Annotated in this window: 22 protein-coding genes; 8 read left to right on the plus strand and 14 right to left on the minus strand. The window is 68.4% G+C overall.

The window, feature by feature from the left end; genetic code table 11:
- Nucleotides 1-44: 44 nt before the first annotated feature.
- The 9 genes from R2B38_RS18225 to R2B38_RS18260 form a co-directional block, all read right to left on the minus strand.
- On the minus strand, nt 45-419 hold the full coding sequence (locus tag R2B38_RS18225; RefSeq protein ID WP_318017188.1) for a VOC family protein: 375 nt from the start codon (nt 417-419) through the stop codon (nt 45-47).
- Between the two features lie 33 nt (nt 420-452).
- A complete protein-coding gene (locus R2B38_RS18230) occupies nt 453-713 on the minus strand; it encodes a DUF3099 domain-containing protein (protein ID WP_200686975.1) in 261 nt (86 codons plus the stop codon).
- Between the two features lie 74 nt (nt 714-787).
- Nucleotides 788-1,075 (minus strand): DUF1416 domain-containing protein, encoded by a 288-nt coding sequence (locus R2B38_RS18235; protein ID WP_019064558.1) that lies wholly within the window; start codon nt 1,073-1,075, stop codon nt 788-790.
- 34 nt (nt 1,076-1,109) lie between these two features.
- On the minus strand, nt 1,110-1,949 hold the full coding sequence (locus R2B38_RS18240; protein ID WP_318017189.1) for a sulfurtransferase: 840 nt from the start codon (nt 1,947-1,949) through the stop codon (nt 1,110-1,112).
- 117 nt (nt 1,950-2,066) lie between these two features.
- Nucleotides 2,067-2,150 carry a putative leader peptide gene (locus R2B38_RS51325; protein ID WP_366433785.1) on the minus strand — a complete coding sequence of 28 codons (84 nt, stop codon included), beginning with the start codon at nt 2,148-2,150 and terminating at the stop codon, nt 2,067-2,069.
- A 210-nt stretch (nt 2,151-2,360) separates the two neighbouring features.
- Entirely contained in the window at nt 2,361-3,110 is a 750-nt protein-coding gene (locus tag R2B38_RS18245; protein WP_318017190.1) for a DUF2993 domain-containing protein, read from the minus strand.
- 194 nt (nt 3,111-3,304) lie between these two features.
- Nucleotides 3,305-4,459, minus strand: coding sequence for a hypothetical protein (locus R2B38_RS18250; protein WP_318017191.1), 1,155 nt, complete (start codon nt 4,457-4,459; stop codon nt 3,305-3,307).
- A gap of 8 nt (nt 4,460-4,467) precedes the next feature.
- Nucleotides 4,468-4,722, minus strand: coding sequence for a MoaD/ThiS family protein (locus R2B38_RS18255; RefSeq protein WP_033281322.1), 255 nt, complete (start codon nt 4,720-4,722; stop codon nt 4,468-4,470).
- A gap of 58 nt (nt 4,723-4,780) precedes the next feature.
- Entirely contained in the window at nt 4,781-5,665 is an 885-nt protein-coding gene (locus tag R2B38_RS18260) for an alpha/beta hydrolase (RefSeq protein WP_318017192.1), read from the minus strand.
- Nucleotides 5,666-5,868: 203 nt separating this feature from the next.
- Here R2B38_RS18260 and R2B38_RS18265 point away from each other — a divergent pair, with 203 nt between their 5' ends.
- From R2B38_RS18265 to R2B38_RS18295, 7 genes are all read left to right on the plus strand, one after another.
- On the plus strand, nt 5,869-6,669 hold the full coding sequence (locus R2B38_RS18265) for a response regulator transcription factor (RefSeq protein ID WP_318017193.1): 801 nt from the start codon (nt 5,869-5,871) through the stop codon (nt 6,667-6,669).
- A gap of 118 nt (nt 6,670-6,787) precedes the next feature.
- Nucleotides 6,788-7,813, plus strand: coding sequence for a LacI family DNA-binding transcriptional regulator (locus R2B38_RS18270; RefSeq protein WP_078652459.1), 1,026 nt, complete (start codon nt 6,788-6,790; stop codon nt 7,811-7,813).
- Between the two features lie 212 nt (nt 7,814-8,025).
- Entirely contained in the window at nt 8,026-9,291 is a 1,266-nt protein-coding gene (locus R2B38_RS18275) for a S1C family serine protease (RefSeq protein WP_318017194.1), read from the plus strand.
- A gap of 66 nt (nt 9,292-9,357) precedes the next feature.
- The gene (locus R2B38_RS18280) at nt 9,358-9,564 is read left to right on the plus strand and encodes a hypothetical protein (protein ID WP_033281327.1); all 207 of its coding nucleotides are present in this window, start codon (nt 9,358-9,360) and stop codon (nt 9,562-9,564) included.
- 146 nt (nt 9,565-9,710) lie between these two features.
- Entirely contained in the window at nt 9,711-10,448 is a 738-nt protein-coding gene (locus R2B38_RS18285; RefSeq protein WP_019073726.1) for a response regulator transcription factor, read from the plus strand.
- A 62-nt stretch (nt 10,449-10,510) separates the two neighbouring features.
- Nucleotides 10,511-11,959, plus strand: coding sequence for a HAMP domain-containing sensor histidine kinase (locus R2B38_RS18290; protein WP_318021721.1), 1,449 nt, complete (start codon nt 10,511-10,513; stop codon nt 11,957-11,959).
- A 254-nt stretch (nt 11,960-12,213) separates the two neighbouring features.
- Nucleotides 12,214-12,603, plus strand: a complete 390-nt coding sequence (locus R2B38_RS18295) for a peptidase inhibitor family I36 protein (protein WP_318017195.1) — start codon at nt 12,214-12,216, stop codon at nt 12,601-12,603.
- A 1,535-nt stretch (nt 12,604-14,138) separates the two neighbouring features.
- Here R2B38_RS18295 and R2B38_RS18300 read toward each other — a convergent pair.
- From R2B38_RS18300 to R2B38_RS18320, 5 genes are all read right to left on the minus strand, one after another.
- Nucleotides 14,139-14,309, minus strand: a complete 171-nt coding sequence (locus R2B38_RS18300; protein WP_318017196.1) for a hypothetical protein — start codon at nt 14,307-14,309, stop codon at nt 14,139-14,141.
- Complete coding sequence (locus tag R2B38_RS18305) at nt 14,303-14,665, minus strand: hypothetical protein (protein WP_318017197.1); 363 nt, start codon at nt 14,663-14,665, stop codon at nt 14,303-14,305. Before R2B38_RS18305 ends, R2B38_RS18300 begins: the two co-directional genes overlap by 7 nt.
- A complete protein-coding gene (locus R2B38_RS18310) occupies nt 14,662-15,009 on the minus strand; it encodes a DUF6247 family protein (RefSeq protein WP_318017198.1) in 348 nt (115 codons plus the stop codon). Before R2B38_RS18310 ends, R2B38_RS18305 begins: the two co-directional genes overlap by 4 nt.
- Nucleotides 15,010-15,157: 148 nt before the next feature.
- Entirely contained in the window at nt 15,158-15,379 is a 222-nt protein-coding gene (locus tag R2B38_RS18315; RefSeq protein WP_318017199.1) for a DUF397 domain-containing protein, read from the minus strand.
- Complete coding sequence (locus tag R2B38_RS18320) at nt 15,376-16,200, minus strand: helix-turn-helix transcriptional regulator (RefSeq protein ID WP_318021723.1); 825 nt, start codon at nt 16,198-16,200, stop codon at nt 15,376-15,378. Before R2B38_RS18320 ends, R2B38_RS18315 begins: the two co-directional genes overlap by 4 nt.
- A gap of 198 nt (nt 16,201-16,398) precedes the next feature.
- On the opposite strand from R2B38_RS18320, the gene R2B38_RS18325 reads away from it, so the two are divergent.
- Nucleotides 16,399-16,704 carry a hypothetical protein gene (locus R2B38_RS18325; protein ID WP_318017200.1) on the plus strand — a complete coding sequence of 102 codons (306 nt, stop codon included), beginning with the start codon at nt 16,399-16,401 and terminating at the stop codon, nt 16,702-16,704.
- Nucleotides 16,705-16,761: the final 57 nt, after the last annotated feature.

A 16,761-nucleotide genomic window follows, 5' to 3' on the forward strand; every position in this document is an offset into this window, starting at 1 on the left:
CCCCCCAGTCCCGTCCGCTCCCGTCTACTCCCGTCCGCTCCCGTCTACTCCCGTCGCCACAAGCAGAACGGGTGGCCCGCCGGGTCGAAGAAGACCCGTACGTGGTCCTGGGGCTGGTAATCGGCGAGCGTGGCCCCCTCCGCCACCGCCCTCGCCGTCTCGGCCGCCAGGTCGTCGACCTCGATGTCGAGGTGCAGCATCATCTGCTGGTGACCGGGCTTGCGGGTGGGCCACACCGGCGGGACGTACTCGGGCTCGGTCTGGAAGGAGAGGCCGGTGCCTCCCGCGGGCGGCACGATGACCACCCAGTCGGGCTCGTCCTCCCGCACCACGTACCCGAGCAGCCGGCAGTAGAAGTCGGCCAGCTCGTGCGCGTCAGGCGCGTCGAACACCACGGTGGTCAGAGTCGTAGGCGACATGCCTGCCCTCTACCCACTCTTCCCCGCCCTGCCCTACTGGCGGCGCTTCTTCCCGTCCAGCTCGTCCCACCACTCGTCGGACTTGGGGTCGCCGGAGGGGTCGTCCCACCAGCGGTCGTCGGGGCCGCGCCGGTTGGCGACCATCGCGGCGACCGGCGGGATCAGCATCGCGACCACACACATCCCCACGGCCACGGGCACCGACCAGATCCGCACGACTCCCCAGGCCAGGACGAAGAGCCCGATGCAGATGCCCATCATGACGAAGTACGTGCGACGGCGGCGAGCCAGCATGCTTCCAGGGTAGGCCTGGGCACGCCAAAGGGCCGCACCCGGAAGCGGGTGCGGCCCTTTTCGCGTTACGGCGATCAGACCGCGATCGCCACCTCCGCCAGCCCGCCCGTCTGGGCGACGACCGTGCGGTCGGCGGTGGCGCCCGGCACGAGGGCGCGGACGGTCCAGGTGCCTTCGGCCGCGTAGAAGCGGAACTGGCCCGTCGCGGAGGTCGGGACCTCCGCGGTGAACTCGCCGGTCGAGTCCAGGAGCCGGACGTAGCCCGTCACCGGCTCGCCGTTGCGGGTCACCTGGCCCTGGATGGTGGTCTCACCGGGCTTGATCGTCGAGGCGTCGGGGCCGCCGGCCTTCGCTCCACACATGGTCTGTCCTTACGGGGTTGGGGCTGGTCGGGGCTTACTTGTTGGCGCCGAGCTCGATCGGAACGCCGACCAGGGAGCCGTACTCGGTCCAGGAACCGTCGTAGTTCTTGACGTTCTCGACACCGAGCAGCTCGTGCAGCACGAACCAGGTCAGGGCCGAGCGCTCGCCGATACGGCAGTACGCGATGGTGTCCTTGGCCAGGTCGACCTGCTCGTCGGCGTAGAGCTCCTTGAGCTCGTCGTCCGACTTGAACGTGCCGTCGTCGTTGGCGTTCTTCGACCACGGGATGTTGCGGGCGGACGGGACGTGACCCGGACGCTGCGACTGCTCCTGCGGGAGGTGCGCCGGCGCGAGCAGCTTGCCGCTGAACTCGTCGGGCGAACGGACGTCGACCAGGTTCTGGGCGCCGATGGCGGCCACGACGTCGTCACGGAAGGCGCGGATCGCGGTGTTCTGCGGCTTCGCCTTGTAGGACGTCTCGGCGCGCGCGGGGACTTCCTCGACCAGCTCGCGGGCGTCCAGCTCCCACTTCTTGCGGCCACCGTCGAGGAGCTTGACGTTGTCGTGGCCGTAGAGCTTGAAGTACCAGTAGGCGTACGACGCGAACCAGTTGTTGTTGCCGCCGTAGAGGATCACCAGCGTGTCGTTGCCGATGCCCTTGCCGGACAGGAGCTTCTCGAAGCCCTCCTGGTCGACGAAGTCACGGCGTACCGGGTCCTGGAGGTCCTTCGTCCAGTCGATCCGGATGGCGTTGCGGATGTGGTTCTTCTCGTACGCGGACGTGTCCTCGTCGACCTCGACGATGGCGATGTCCGCGTTGTCGAGGTTGGCCTCGACCCAGTCGGCGTCGACCAGGACGTCACTGCGGCTCATGCTTTTCTCCTCCGGGGCAGTTACGGCGGTGCGGTGCGTGAGAGAAAGGGTGCGCGCTCGCGCGGGTGTCCCTGGTCAGGGACACGGGGGGGGGAAGACGGAAGCCTGCGCTTCCGCTCAGAAAGTGCGACAGAGCATGGCGGCGACGCGGCACAGGTCTACTGCCCGCCGCTTCGTGAGGTCGTCCGCCTGGCGCTTCATAACGACGATCGTAGGGACGGATCGCCGGACATGTCACCGGTGTGTCGTATTTTGAGACGCGATCGTCCGCCATGTGAGACGAGACGGTCACCAGCGGCCCTACGGCGGGGAATCCAGGACCCCGCGGCCGTTAACCCCGCCCCCGCACGGACACCACCGTCTCGCCCCTCGGACACGCACCGCCCACCCAGAACGACACCGCACGTCGTCCTACCCGGCCAGGTTGACGTTCGAACCCTTCACCTTGATGTCCACACCGCCCTTCGCGGCCTGCACACTGTCCAGCTTCACCCCGCCCGGCAGTTCGCTGATCGTCTGCTGGAAGTCGGTGATCGAGCGGACGCGGGAGTCGGCGAGGTTGACCACCAGCTTGGGCAGGTTGTCCGCGTGCACCTTCACCGTGTTGCCCTCGACGGTGACCGTACTGAGCACCGGATACGTCGTCGTCCCGATCCCGGTGACCGTGACCTTCATGTCGGCCTTGATCTTGCCGTCGCCGCCGTCGGAGAGGCTGACGAGCTGTGCCGTGACGCCGGTGAAGACCTCCGTCGGCTGGGACTTGGCGGCCTTGAGGAGCTGGTCGTAGGAGATGCTCGCGGTGCCCGTCGCGCTGGTCGCGGTCGCCGAGGTCGCGGTGTTGCCGGTGAGCGAGAGCTTGACGCCCTTCATCCGGGCCTTGAGGTCGTCGATCCGGATCGTGGTGGCGCCGCCGGTCGTGTTGCCCGTGGGCGCCTCGTAGCTCTGGATGCCGATCTCGACGTCGTCCAGGTCCCCGAAGGCGACCTGGGTGAGGAAGGGGAAGCCCTTGATGGAGACGTCGGGGGTGGAGGCCAGGTTCTCCGACGACTTCACCCGGTCCGCGACCTCCTGCTCGGCGAAGTGCACCGCCACCCGGTCGGCGACGACGAAGAGCCCTCCCAGAATCACGACGACGATCAGAAGTATTCGCAGCGCGCGCATGCGGTGTTCCCCACCTAGGCGGTCATCGACGACAGCGGTACGACGACCGGGTGGCCGCTGATCGCGAGGTTAGTCCTGCGAGACGCGTGTACCGGGAAATTGTCGATCAGCTGTGACACTGCTCTTAACTTCGGCCTACACACCGCTTACGCGACCAACTACCGCCTACGGCAAGGAACTTGGCAGGCGCCGGGTTACACCAGCGCCCGCCCCAGCAGGTAGACCGCCGGGGCCGCCGCGGTGAGCGGCAGGGCCACACCGGCGGTGAAGTGGACGAAGCGGGACGGGTAGTCGTAGCTCGCCACCCGGTGGCCGATCAGCGCGCAGACCGCCGCGCCCGCGCCGAGCAGCGCGCCCTTAGCGCCCATGCCCGTCATCCCTCCTACGGCGATGCCCGCACCGGCGGCGGCGAGCAGCGAGACGACGACCGACGCCACGGTCGGCAACGGCAGCGCGCGGGCCAGGATCGCGACGGCGACCGCGGCCGCGCCGACCGTCACCGCGTCCGGGTCGGCCGCGAGGTGTCCGGTCGCGACGATGGCCAGGGCCGCCGAGGCGACCGTCGCCATCAGGCCGGTGATGCGGGTGTCCGGGTCGGCGTGCGAGCGCAGCTGCATGACGAGGGAGAGCAGGACCCAGACACCGAGGGTGCCGAGGATCGCGGCGGGGCCGTTCTCCCGCCCGGCCGCGAGCAGCGCCACGTCCGCGACGAGCGCCCCCGCGAAGGCCAGCGCGATGCCCTGCCGGGCCGGCCACATCCCGTTCAGCCGGAACCAGCCCGCCGCCGTCACGGCCTGCAGAATCACGAGCGGTACGACGAGGGCGTACGACCCGACCTGCGCGGTGACGGAGAGCAGGAGCGCCAGTACGGCGGTGAGGCCGGCCGGCTGCATCCCGGGTTCGATGATCGGCGAACGGCCTTCGAGGCGGGCCCGCTGGGCGTCGGTGATGCGGGCGTTGCCGGCGAGGGAGGGCGGGCCGTAGCCGGCGGCCTCGTCCGGGGTGGCGGGGGCCGGGGGCGCGGCTACGGGGGCCTGGGCGTGGGGGTCGTAACTCGGCTGCGGCGCCTGGTAGTTCTGCGGCGGGAAGTACGCCAGGTCGGACGCGGAGGGTCTCGACTGCTGGACCTGGGTGTCCCAGGTCTGGCCCTGCCACTGCTGGGTGTACTGCTGGGCCGCCTGCGGATCGTCGTACGCCTGCTGGTGGCCGGGCCACGCCTGTGCCTGTGCCTGTGCTTGTGCCTGCTGGGGCTGCTGCTGTTGGGCGTGGGGCTGCTGCTGTTGCTGGGCGTAGGGGTCGTAGCCCTCGCCATAGCCCTCGTACGGGCCCTCGTACGGCTGGTTGCTCATCGCTTCGCTCATCCTCCTGCGAACGGCGGGAGCACCTCGACCGTGCCGCCCTCGGCCAGCCGTACCGTCTCATGTCCGCGGGTGCCCACGGGGTCACCGTCGACGAGGAACGAGCATCGCAGCAGTACGCGGGCGAGTTCCCCGGGGTGTCGCTCGCGGACGGCGGCGAGGGCGTCGGCGAGGGTGACCGCGTCGTACGGCTCCTCGGCGATACCGGCCGCGGCCTTCGCGGCGGCCCAGTAGCGCACCGTGACCTTTGGCATGTGCTTGTTGCTTCCTCGTAGATCGGTGTCGACGGATCGGGCGTCAACACCCGTCAGGCTAGCCGCCCTGTGAATTGCCCCAGCGCCCGATGCGCTCCAGCAGGTCGTCGGCGGCCGCGTGCTCGGCGTGACCCATGCCCGGCTCCAGCCAGAGTTCGGCCTGGTCACCGGCGGCGTCGGCCAGCATGCGGGGGTGGTCGACGGGGAAGTAGCCGTCGCGGTCGCCGTGCACGATGAGGAGCGGGGTGGGCGCGATGCGCGGGACCGCCTCGACGGGGGAGAGCGGGACCGGGTTCCAACCCCTGTGCTCGATACGGGTGTTGAGGCCGTAGCGGCCGACCAGGCGGCCCTCGGGGCGGGTCACCAGCCAGTGCAGCTTGCGCATGGGGGCCGTGCCTCGGTAGTACCAACGGGCCGGCGCACTCACGGAAACCACCGCGTCCGTGTGCGCTTCTGTGCGCCCCTCGCGCCTCTGGCCGTCGGCGTGCGCCTGAGAGCCGTAGAGCGCCGCGTGCCGCAGCACCACCGAACCGCCCATCGAGAAGCCGACGGTGACCACGCGCGCGTGCCCCTGTTCGCGCGCCCAGGCGACCGCCGCGGCCAGATCGAGGACCTCGCGGTCGCCGACGGTGGAGCGTCCGCCGGAGGCGCCGTGGCCCCGGAAGGAGAAGGTGACCACGGCCCCGTACTGGAGGAACGCCTCGGCGACCCGGCGTACATGGGGCTTGTCCACATCGCCCGTGAAACCGTGCGCCACGACGAACACGGGATCACCGGAAGGTGACCGGGAGGCGTCGTATACGGGTGCCCCCGGTTCGTATACGGAATCGATCGTCACCCCGTCGTCGGTGTGCAGAAACGTCCGCAAAGGTGTACGTCTGATCGTCTCAGAGTTCGGACGAACGGTGGATCGTGCCACATGACCTGCCGTACCAGCGCTCATGTGGGCTATTCTGCTGGACAGAGGACTCGGGCAGCGAAGCCCCCGGGTCCTTTTGTGCTTTCGGGAGCGTTGTATACGAAGCGGGAAACCTCGGGAAACCCCAGGTGGCCGCCGGAGATACAGGGCCCCCGTCAGCACAGAGCATCGCCGTAATGCCGCAGTGCCGCATACGTCCTCGCAGGGACCGAGGAGGAACCAGACATATGAGTTCTCTGCTGCTCCTGACCAATGCCCTCCAGCCGTCGACGGAGGTGCTTCCGGCCCTTGGCCTGCTGCTGCACAACGTGCGCGTGGCACCGGCGGAAGGCCCCGCACTCGTCGACACCCCGGGTGCCGACGTCATCCTGATCGACGGCCGCCGTGACCTGCCCCAGGTGCGCAGCCTGTGTCAGCTCCTCCGGTCCACCGGCCCGGGGTGCCCGCTCATCCTCGTCGTCACCGAGGGCGGCCTCGCCGCCGTCACCGCCGACTGGGGCATCGACGACGTCCTGCTCGACACGGCGGGCCCCGCCGAGGTCGAGGCGCGACTGCGCCTGGCCATGGGCCGCCAGCAGATCGTCAACGACGACTCCCCCATGGAGATCCGCAACGGCGACCTGTCGGTCGACGAGGCGACGTACTCCGCCAAGCTCAAGGGCCGGGTCCTCGACCTGACCTTCAAGGAGTTCGAGCTCCTCAAGTACCTCGCCCAGCACCCGGGCCGCGTCTTCACGCGCGCCCAGCTGCTGCAGGAGGTCTGGGGCTACGACTACTTCGGCGGTACGCGGACGGTCGACGTCCACGTACGGCGCCTGCGCGCGAAGCTCGGAGTCGAGCACGAGTCGCTGATCGGGACCGTCCGGAACGTCGGTTATCGATTCGTTACCCCGGAGAAGGGTGACCGGGGCGGCGAAGAGGCCAAGCTCAAGGCAAGCGCCGCCATCACCGACGCAAAGCCGGAGGATGCGGACGCCAGGGCCGATTCGGCCGCGCTGGACGCCGCCGAGATCCCGGCCGAGGCGTAACCGTTCCGGGCAGGGCGTCGCTTCTCGGTGTCGGCTCCGCGCGGAGATGGTGCGCGGAAGCTGAGAGAAGCTTCGAAACGCCCTGCCCAGAGCCGGTCCATCCGCGTAGACTCCGCGCGTGGCCAAGGTGACTCGGGATGATGTGGCGCGGCTGGCGGGTACTTCGACCGCCGTTGTCAGCTATGTCATCAACAACGGACCCCGGCCGGTTGCCCCGGCCACGCGCGAGCGTGTCCTCGCCGCGATCAAGGAACTGGGGTACCGACCCGACCGGGTGGCCCAGGCCATGGCGTCGCGGCGTACGGACCTCATAGGCCTGATCGTGCCGGACGCGCGCCAGCCCTTCTTCGGGGAGATGGCGCACGCGGTCGAACAGGCCGCGTCCGAGCGCGGAAAGATGGTCCTGGTCGGCAACTCCGACTACGTGGGCGAGCGCGAGGTCCACTACCTGCGCGCGTTCCTGGGGATGCGGGTCTCCGGCCTGATCCTCGTCAGCCACGCGCTGAACGACAACGCGGCGGCGGAGATCGAGGCGTGGGACGCCCGCGTCGTCCTCCTCCACGAACGCCCCGAGGCGATCGACGACGTGGCGGTCGTCACGGACGACCTCGGCGGCGCCCAGCTCGCCGTCCGCCACCTCCTGGAGCACGGCTACGACTACGTCGCCTGTATGGGCGGTACGGCGGAGACACCGTCCGTCGGTGACCCGGTCTCCGACCACGTCGAGGGCTGGCGGCGCGCGATGACCGAGGCCGGTCTGCCGACCGAGGGACGCCTCTTCGAAGCCCCGTACAACCGCTACGACGCGTACCAGGTCGCCCTCGGCATCCTCTCCGGCCCGCGCCGGCCCCCCGCGATCTTCTGCTCCACCGACGACCAGGCGATCGGCCTGCTGCGGGCCGCGCGCGAGCTGCGCATCGACGTGCCGCGCGAGCTGGGTGTCATCGGCTTCGACGACATCAAGGAAGCGGCTCTGGCCGACCCGAAGCTGACAACGATCGCATCGGACCGGCCCGCGATGGCCCGCGCGGCGGTGGACCTCGTCCTCGACGACGGGCTGCGGGTGGCGGGGTCTCGGCGTGAGCGGCTGAAGGTGTTCCCGTCGCGGCTGGTGATACGGCAGTCGTGCGGGTGCGAGGGCTGAGCCCACCTGTAGCGGAGGTCGCCGGGTTCGCCACGGCGGCGGTCACGGGGGTCGCCACGGCGGTCACGGGGATCGCTCCACCTGCCACAGGGTTCACTGGAATCCCCGAGTTTCCGGGGCTCCGGCGTCTTTATATCGGGCATACGAGGTTCTGTCGGGCTTCTCAGCGGGCACTCAGGTACCTCTCATGATCGCGCGACAGGCTCTGTTCCATGACCGAGAGCTTCCGCCGCAGCGGCGAGTACGAGACCCCCCAGGGCGACCAGCCGCAGGCGTACCCCCAGCAGCAGCACGCCTCTTCTCCCGTGAACCCGGAGTGGCCGCCCCCGCCGGCCTACCAGCCTCCGGTGCAGCAGCCTCAGCCCGCGCAGCAGACGCAGCAGCCGGCCGCACCCGCGTGGCCGGCCCAGGCTCCCGCCCCCTCGCCCGCCCCGCAGGCCGCCTTCGGCGCCGACGGCGGAGCGTACGGCGGCGGTGACGGCTACGGCGCCGGTGACGGCGGAGCTCTCGCCGCCGACGGCAGCGGCGCTCACGGTGGCGGCGGCGACACCGCTCTCCTCACCCACGTCCACGGCGAGGCGCCCAAGCCGAAGAAGCGCACCCGGGGTCCGCTCGCGCTGCTCGCCGCCGTGGCGATCGTCGCCGCGGCCGTCGGCGGCGGCACGGCGTACGCCTTCCAGGAGCTGACCGGCAAGGACACCGTCGCCACCTCCAGCACCACCACGGCCGTCGTGCCCTCCAGCAAGAGGGGCGACGTCGCCACGATCGCCGCGACCGTGAGCCCGAGCGTGGTCGAGGTCGAGGCCACCCTGAGCAACGGTTCGTCGACCGGCGCCGGCGTGATCATCACCGCCGGCGGTGAGGTCGTCACCAACAACCACGTCATCTCCGGCGCCACGTCCGTCAAGGTCAAGACGAGCAACGGCAAGACGTACACCGCGACGGTCGTCGGCACGGACAGCAAGAAGGACCTCGCGCTCCTCAAGCTGTCGGGCGCCTCCGGCCTGAAGGCGGCCACCCTCGGCAACTCCGCGGGCGTCCAGATCGGCGACACGGTCGTCGCGATCGGCTCCCCCGAGGGCCTGACCGGCACGGTCACCAGCGGCATCGTCTCCGCCCTGAACCGTGACGTGACCGTCTCCACCGACGAGAGCCAGAGCCAGAGCCAGGATTCGGGCGGCAGCGGCCAGTGGCCGTTCCAGTTCGGCGGCCAGCAGTTCAACGGCGACACGGGCTCCTCGACCACGACGTACAAGGCGATCCAGACCGACGCGTCCCTCAACCCCGGCAACTCCGGCGGCGCCCTGATCGACGCGAACGGCAACATCATCGGCATCAACTCCGCGATGTACTCGTCCAGTTCGGACTCCTCGTCCTCGTCCTCCGAGGCCGGAAGCATCGGCATCGGCTTCGCCATCCCGATCAACACCGTCAAGGCGGACCTGGCTTCGCTGCGGGCGGGCGGTTCCGACAGCTAGGTCGTAGTCCAGCGATCAGTGATCAGTGATCAGTAGCGATCAGTAGCGATCAGTAGGGAGTACGTCATGATCAAGCAGGTTTCGCACACGGTGACCGACACCGGAGCGGCCGGTCTCGGCCTGGCCCTCGGGGTGGCGTACGAACTGCACGCGCCGGCCGCGCGGGCACCGGAAGTGGCGCCCGTCCCGGAGCTGATGGGGCTGCGCACCAGCGCGGCCCGCCCGCACCACCGCAAGGTGCCGCTGAACCGCCTCCAGACGATGCGAGGCTGATCCCGTCGAGGATGTGAGGGCGAGGCCGATCTCACGCTTTTTCTCACTTCCTCCCCTCTTCACGCACCGGCCGGGAAACATGCGAGGCTGATTGCGACCAGCCGATCGTTGTCTCTCCGTCCCACCGCACCCGAGGAATCCAGCCCATGAGCCCCGCCGAAGGCGACCGTGACACCCAGCGCATCCTGATCGTGGACGACGAGCCGGCTGTGCGCGAAGCACTCCAGCGCAGCCTCGCGTTCGAGGGGTACGACACCGAGGTCGCCGTCGACGGCGCGGACGCGCTGGAGAAGGCGACCGCGTACCAGCCCGACCTGGTCGTCCTCGACATCCAGATGCCGCGCATGGACGGCCTGACGGCGGCCCGCCGGATGCGGGGCGCCGGTACGACGACCCCGATCCTGATGCTCACGGCGCGCGACACGGTCGGTGACCGGGTGACGGGACTGGACGCCGGGGCGGACGACTACCTGGTCAAGCCCTTCGAACTCGACGAACTCTTCGCCCGCGTACGGGCGTTGCTCCGCCGCAGCTCCTACGCGGCGGCCGCGGCAGCCGGTACCGCCCCCGAGGACGACTCCCTCACCTTCGCCGACCTCCGCATGGACCTCGCGACGCGTGAGGTCACCCGCAACGGCCGCCAAGTCGAGCTGACCCGCACGGAGTTCACGCTCCTGGAGATGTTCCTGGCGCATCCCCGCCAGGTCCTCACCCGCGAGCAGATCCTGAAGGCGGTGTGGGGCTTCGACTTCGAGCCGTCCTCCAACTCCCTTGATGTGTACGTGATGTACCTGCGCCGGAAGACCGAGGCCGGGGGCGAGCCTCGGCTTGTGCACACGGTGCGGGGCGTGGGGTACGTGCTGCGACAGGGCGGAGCGGAGTGAAGAACGTCCTCAACCGGTTCCTGCACCGGTTCCGGACCCTGCCGATCCGGTCCCGGCTGGCGATGCTGGTCGCGGCGGCGGTGGCGTTCGGGGTGGCGGCGGTTTCGGTGACCTGCTGGTTCATCGTGCAGGGGAAGCTGTACAACCAGGTCGACGGCGATCTCAGGAAGATGGCGCAGCCGCAGCGGGGCGTCGAGGTCGCGGGCCTCCTCGGCAGTTGTCCGCACACTGTTCAGAACACGCAGAGCGACGACACCAACGACTTCAACGGCCTCCGGACGCAGAGCTCCTACATCCAGCTGCTCAAGTCGGACGGGACGAGCTGCGTCTCCTCGAACTCGGCGGGCACCGTCAAGGTCACCGGCGCGGACAAAAGCGTGATCAAGAGCGCAAGTAACCTCACGGGGATCTCGACCACCCTCAAGGGGGTCTACCGCAACGGCGTCGACACGGACGGCAATGCCGTACGTGTGCTGACCACGCCTCTCCTCGTCACTGTGGGAGGGCCGCCTCAGCTGTACCCCAAAACCGCGCTCGTCGTTGCGATGCCCCTCAAGAGCACCCAGAACACGCTCAACGACCTCGCGCTCGTCCTCCTTCTCGTCTCGGGCGTCGGAGTCGTCGGCGCCGGAGCCGCAGGCCTCGCGGTGGCCCGCGCAGGTCTCCGCCCCGTCGACAAACTCACCGAAGCCGTCGAACACGTGGCCCGTACCGAGGACTTGGCGATCCGCATCCCCGTGGACGAGGACAGCGACGACGAGATCGCCCGCCTCTCCCGCTCGTTCAACTCGATGACGACCTCCCTCGCCAACTCCCGCGAGCTGCAACAGCAACTCATCGCGGACGCCGGTCACGAACTCCGCACCCCCCTCACCTCCCTCCGCACGAACGTCGAACTCCTCACCCGCAGCGAGGAGACCGGCCGCCCGATCCCCCCGGCCGACCGCAAGGCGCTCCTCGCCTCGGTGAAGGCGCAGATGACCGAACTGGCGTCCCTGATCGGCGACTTGCAGGAGCTGTCCCGCTCGGAGGGCCAGCGGGGTGAGCGCGTCCAGGTGGTCTCGCTCCAGGACACCGTCGAGGCCGCGCTCCGCCGAGCCCGCCTGCGCGGACCGGAGTTGACGATCACGGCGGACGTACAACCGTGGTTCGTGCAGTCGGAGCCGTCCGCCCTGGAACGCGCGATCGTCAACATCCTCGACAACGCGGTGAAGTTCAGCCCCGAGGGCGGCACGATCGAGGTCCAGCTCACCCACGGCGTCCTCACCGTCCGGGACCACGGCCCCGGCATCCCCGCCGACGAACTCCCGCACGTCTTCGACCGGTTCTGGCGTTCGCCGTCAGCGCGCGCCCTCCCCGGCTCCGGCCTGGGCCTGTCGATCGTCGCCCGCACGGTGGAACAGGCCGGCGGCGAGGTGACCCTGGCGCACGCGCCGGGTGGGGGGACGGTGGCGACGGTACGGATTCCGGGGGCGGCTACTCCGCCGCCGGAGACAGATCGCGTCCCGTAGTGTAGTGAGATAGCGATCACGGCAAAGACGCTGGCCACGTACCCATTCAGCCCGCACGGCAGCCCCGTCTAGCTGTCTGACCATCAGCCAGGATCCGTCAGCCGAAACGGTCGACGCGACACCACTTGCGGCGATCCGTCTTTCCACCGCTCAGAGAAGCATCAATACGAGCGTCAAAAAATATTGGATGCCACCGCCTGCCTGATCAAAGTAGCCTGTGGGGGATCTAGCCATCCCCCACAGGAGATACACAGATGAAACACGCACTGGCCCTCACCGCAAGCGCTTTGTCAGTATTGTCCCTTAGTGTGATAGGTCTCATTGGTTCAGCCCCGAACGCCACCGCCGCCGATGGCGAGTGCTTCATCTTCTGCACGTACGAGAACGACAACTTCAAGGGCGCCAGCTGGGGCCCCGGCGGCTTGGACCTACCGACGTTTGGCGACTGCATGAACGTGTCTTCCGCGCTGAACAACAAGACGAGTTCTATGGAGAACCCTTCAGCAGCCAAGGTTCTCTTCTATGACGCCAAGAACTGCACTGGTACGTCCGGCTATGCAGCCAAGCCCGATAGTTCCGACAAGGACCTAACGAACAACGGGTTCGACAACAAGACGTCCTCGGTCAAGTTCGTGCGCCCGTAGAGCCCGCACGGGGAGGGTCCAACACACCGCACCCTCCATGCACCGATTGGAAGCCCCGTCCAGACGGCAACGTCTACTCAACCGGACACCCTGTCCAACAGTTGGGCGGCGGGGCCGCCGGGAGCACCGACTCTGCCGCCTGAGACGCCGTAGCCGCCGCGATCCGACTTGTGAGACCGCACGGATCAAGTGGGGCACAATACCGGCATCCCGAAAGGATGGTGATCTTAGCCCGCACTTGATCACCATCCTCGGTGACTCTCCACATGCGTCGACTCGCCATCGCCGCGGCTGCTTTCGCGACACTCCTGCCCGCCGGAGCACCCGTTTCCGCGCAAGCACATGCCTCCGCCTCGGCCGTCGTATCGCCAGGGCAGGTGTATTTCTGGCTCCAGGCCAGCCAGATGGGCGGCACCTGGGTGTACTCGCCGCCGGGCTACCGCAAGGCAGACCCTGGCCGAAGCGGCGCGCATACTCCTTCGACTCGCACACCTCCGTCAGCGTGTACGCGATCAGTTACCAAGGTGGCTGCGGCTGTCTCTACCGCGAGATCAGGCCGGACGACTATTCCGACAACTGGTCCGAGTGGGCGGCAAGTTCGACGGGGTCAGCGACGCGCAGATGGGCTGCGAGGCCAGCCGATCCACGGATGCCCTCGCTGTGTATCGCCGCCAGGCTGCTGACGGCAGGCCTGTTCCTCACCGCCACCGTCACAGCCTGCGCGGCCCCGTCTCAACTTCCGTTCCCCGTGCCGCTCCTGACGAGATCATCAAGGCGGCGACCCAACTCCTCACCGACGCGTGCCCCGGCCAGAGCCCACATCCGCAGGCCGAGTAACTCTGCGTCTCCGACGCCCTGTTCGGCGCGGGCGAAGCCCAGCTCTACGTGAAACTCCCGAACGGCTGCCTCGCCACAGCGAACCAGCGGCTCTACGGCGTTCAGACACGCTGGCTCCGCACGTCGGTGATCGTCAACAACCTCAAGCCGGAGGCAGCGCAAGGCCGCCTCCCGCTCGCCGAGATCCACCCACGGCTGCACGCCGAACTAGCTGAGTGGCGCTGCCTGCGCACCCACGCACTCGCTGTCTCCACCGCTCTGCTCGACAAGAACCGTTCAGCGATGAAGGGTCTCCCACTCCATGAAGCGCGCCACTGTGAAGCGCGCGACCTCGCGCCTCGCTGCGTCCCTCCTCGCGGCCGGCGCCATTCTCACCACCTCGACGTCCGCGCAGTCTGCGGCGTGCAGCAGCGGCAACGACCACTGGCGGGAGAGCGACGTGACCTGGCCACGACTCCTCATGGGCCAACCACAGCATCTCCGGGCCCGGCGTCAAGGACTACTCGGCCCGCGAACGACCAGGGGGCATCCCACACTTGGACGATGAGCGACTGAACCGGCCGTAGGGGCCTACTCCAAGTTGCCCGACGGCCCCGTTCCAACGGGGCCGACGTTGCCGCTGTTCGTGGGTGCGTCAGCTGGAACGGGACCGTCGATCACGGCTGGGGCGGGGGCTGCTCGTCCGGTGGGGTGCGAGTCTAGAGCACCTTGCGTGCGGCAGCCACTCGCTCCGCGATCTGTTCCAACGTCAACTGCTCGGCGGCCAGTTGCTCGACGAGTTGTCTCAAGGTGAGGCCCCTGTCCTTGGCCACTTGGGCGAGATGGTCCCGGGTCCGACGGGGCACCTGGATGGTCGCGGTCTCTACCACGACTCCGCCAGAGGTTCCTCGGGCGATTCGCCACCCAGCCAGAAAACCTGCTCCACGACGATCTGCGGGTCCTCCACGCGTGGCACGAAGGTGTAGACGAGCCAGCCTTTTCCCTGGTCGAAGAAGAACATGCGAGCACCCTTCGGCTGACTCGACAGCGCCGGCTCGACGGTCATGCCCTCAGGCAGATCCGCATCGGTTTCGATGCCTCGGAAGTACGGGTCCTTCGCCGTGACCAGTTCGGCTCGCACCGCGTGGACGATCTCGCGGATGCGGTCGGGCAGTGCGTCGCGGGCAGCGAGAGCATCGAGCCGCCAGTCCATCTGCCAAGGCGGCCCCATGAACCCGTCGGTCACTCGCCGGGCTCCGTCCGCAAAGCCTGGTGACGAATCTTCGACGCCTCGTCGAGAAGAACCCTGGCCTCGGCGATGTCCGTGGATTCAGCCGCACGGTGTTCCAGCTCGTGCAGGTGAGCATCCAGCTTCGGATCACGAGCGATCGCGTACTCGATCCACCAGCGGGCCACGAAGGCGGGCACGGGACCAAGGTCGTAGGTGTCGGCGATCGCCCACTTCCAGTGCGCGTCGAAGTCAGGGAGGAGCGTGGGCGCGTGCTGGGCGATGGCCTTGCGCAGCGCCTTCGGCGTCCGCTCCGGCATCGGAGGGACAACCGACTCGGGTTCCGCAGCGTGAGCAGCCATGACCGATGTCCTCCTTCGACGCGTCGTGTCTACGACCATAACCGGCTCGTCCGTTCCCTCTCAGTGGTTGGTCTCCCGGCCGTGCATTCGACCGGAAGATCAACGATGAGGGAGCCGTAGCGGCGGATGTCAGGCCTTTCGACCCACGTCACCCGAACGTGCGCACGGCCGCCCCGGCTTTGACCCCGTCCACGAACACGGCCCAGGACCCGGCCGCGAGGATCAACGGGCGGGCGGCGGGGGTTTTGCTGTCCCGGACGGGGACGAGGCCGGGGTGGCCGTCGGCGACCTCGACGCAGTTGTTGTCTCCCCCGTCGCTGTAGCTCGACTTGCGCCAGGCGGCTGTGCTGAGGTCGGGGGTGGACTTCATGATCTGTGTTCCTCCAGTACGTCCCTGATGAACGCGAGCGAGTCCGACGGGGACAACGCAAGATCCCTGAGCCGATCGTAGGACAGTCGGTGTCGCAGAACCTCGTCCGGTTCCTCGATCAGTTCGCCTCGGGTGTTGCCCTCCGTGTAGGCAACGGCGCTTCCGTCCTGCTGCCACAGCAGCGTCACAGTGCCGTTCATGTGGTGGTGGACCCCGGCGCCGAACGGCAGCACCTGAAGTGTCACGTTGGGCCACATCGCAACGGCTTCAAGGCGCAGCAACTGGTCAGTCCAGGTCTTCCCACTCGCAGCAGGGCGCCGGAACGCGAACTCGTCCATGATGATGCGCACGTTGGGCTCCGGTTTCTGCTGCAACAGGTACTGCCTGCCCAGCCGCACCGCCACCTGTTCCTCGACCAGTTCAGCACGATCAGGTGTTGTCTGAGCCCCGGACAACACCTCCCGAGCGAAATCCTCGGTCTGCACCAGTCCAGGTACGCCCAGCGCGAACTTCCTCATGACCCGCGCCGTCGCCTCCAACTCCATGAACCTCTTGTACTGGTCCTTGAACGCGTCCAGCCGAGCCACCCTCCAGTGGCTGACCAGCAACTCACCGGCCTCGTAATAAACGTCAAGGTCCTCCATGACCGTCACCTTGGACAGCCGCTCCCCCGACTCCAGCCGGCTCAGGTAGCTCTTGTCGTAGCCGGTGTCCTCCGCCAGCTGCCCGAGCGACTTCCCCGCTTTCTCACGCAGATACCGGAGCGTCCGTCCCAGCACCGCACGCCCCGACTCACCCTCCGCGTCAACCTGTTCAGTCACGTCACCCCTCCCCGTTGCCTGGGCCCGCAGACAACGCCAACCCTCTTCCGCAGCGTACGCCGCACCGGTGACCATCGAGGCACGAACGGTAATCACCGCTCGTCAGGACCCCGCAAGAACAGAGGAGCGCCGCGGAATGAGCGAACGCGTCGTAGGAATCCGGGAGTTACTGCTTGTCCACGGAGTGGTGGTACACGCATGAGCGTCCCCGACACCACCCGCAACGAACTCCGGCTGCTCCCCTGGACCACCCCCGACGGCAAGCCCTGCTACCTCAGCGCCGACAGCCACGACAGCCGTCTCTCCCTCCTCGCCGACGACATCGAGGCGGCCCAACTCGACTCCGGGGAACAGGTGCTGACCGGAGCCAAGGCCGTACTCGCCGACCCGAAGGCCGGGGAACGAGCCGTACGGTTCGCACTCACCAGGGCGTCCGAATCCCTCGGCGACGTCCTCCGCATCGCCGTCAGCCGGGGCGAGCGCATCCCGGAACCCGAACGGTGACCCCGGACCGGTCCCGTCCGCTGGCATCGGGGCCTTTCATCGTCCCCGCGCACCGGC

The sequence above is a fragment of the Streptomyces sp. N50 genome (assembly GCF_033335955.1).
GTDB lineage: Bacteria > Actinomycetota > Actinomycetes > Streptomycetales > Streptomycetaceae > Streptomyces.

What these genes read in the sequence shown, in the direction of transcription:
- R2B38_RS18225 (WP_318017188.1), bottom strand. Translation starts at nt 419, where the DNA reads ATGTCGCCTACGACTCTGACCACCGTGGTGTTCGACGCGCCTGACGCG.
- R2B38_RS18230 (WP_200686975.1), bottom strand. Translation starts at nt 713, where the DNA reads ATGCTGGCTCGCCGCCGTCGCACGTACTTCGTCATGATGGGCATCTGC.
- R2B38_RS18235 (WP_019064558.1), bottom strand. Translation starts at nt 1,075, where the DNA reads ATGTGTGGAGCGAAGGCCGGCGGCCCCGACGCCTCGACGATCAAGCCC.
- R2B38_RS18240 (WP_318017189.1), bottom strand. Translation starts at nt 1,949, where the DNA reads ATGAGCCGCAGTGACGTCCTGGTCGACGCCGACTGGGTCGAGGCCAAC.
- R2B38_RS51325 (WP_366433785.1), bottom strand. Translation starts at nt 2,150, where the DNA reads ATGAAGCGCCAGGCGGACGACCTCACGAAGCGGCGGGCAGTAGACCTG.
- R2B38_RS18245 (WP_318017190.1), bottom strand. Translation starts at nt 3,110, where the DNA reads ATGCGCGCGCTGCGAATACTTCTGATCGTCGTCGTGATTCTGGGAGGG.
- R2B38_RS18250 (WP_318017191.1), bottom strand. Translation starts at nt 4,459, where the DNA reads ATGAGCAACCAGCCGTACGAGGGCCCGTACGAGGGCTATGGCGAGGGC.
- R2B38_RS18255 (WP_033281322.1), bottom strand. Translation starts at nt 4,722, where the DNA reads ATGCCAAAGGTCACGGTGCGCTACTGGGCCGCCGCGAAGGCCGCGGCC.
- R2B38_RS18260 (WP_318017192.1), bottom strand. Translation starts at nt 5,665, where the DNA reads ATGAGCGCTGGTACGGCAGGTCATGTGGCACGATCCACCGTTCGTCCG.
- R2B38_RS18265 (WP_318017193.1), top strand. Translation starts at nt 5,869, where the DNA reads ATGAGTTCTCTGCTGCTCCTGACCAATGCCCTCCAGCCGTCGACGGAG.
- R2B38_RS18275 (WP_318017194.1), top strand. Translation starts at nt 8,026, where the DNA reads ATGACCGAGAGCTTCCGCCGCAGCGGCGAGTACGAGACCCCCCAGGGC.
- R2B38_RS18280 (WP_033281327.1), top strand. Translation starts at nt 9,358, where the DNA reads ATGATCAAGCAGGTTTCGCACACGGTGACCGACACCGGAGCGGCCGGT.
- R2B38_RS18285 (WP_019073726.1), top strand. Translation starts at nt 9,711, where the DNA reads ATGAGCCCCGCCGAAGGCGACCGTGACACCCAGCGCATCCTGATCGTG.
- R2B38_RS18290 (WP_318021721.1), top strand. Translation starts at nt 10,511, where the DNA reads ATGCTGGTCGCGGCGGCGGTGGCGTTCGGGGTGGCGGCGGTTTCGGTG.
- R2B38_RS18295 (WP_318017195.1), top strand. Translation starts at nt 12,214, where the DNA reads ATGAAACACGCACTGGCCCTCACCGCAAGCGCTTTGTCAGTATTGTCC.
- R2B38_RS18310 (WP_318017198.1), bottom strand. Translation starts at nt 15,009, where the DNA reads ATGGCTGCTCACGCTGCGGAACCCGAGTCGGTTGTCCCTCCGATGCCG.
- R2B38_RS18315 (WP_318017199.1), bottom strand. Translation starts at nt 15,379, where the DNA reads ATGAAGTCCACCCCCGACCTCAGCACAGCCGCCTGGCGCAAGTCGAGC.
- R2B38_RS18325 (WP_318017200.1), top strand. Translation starts at nt 16,399, where the DNA reads ATGAGCGTCCCCGACACCACCCGCAACGAACTCCGGCTGCTCCCCTGG.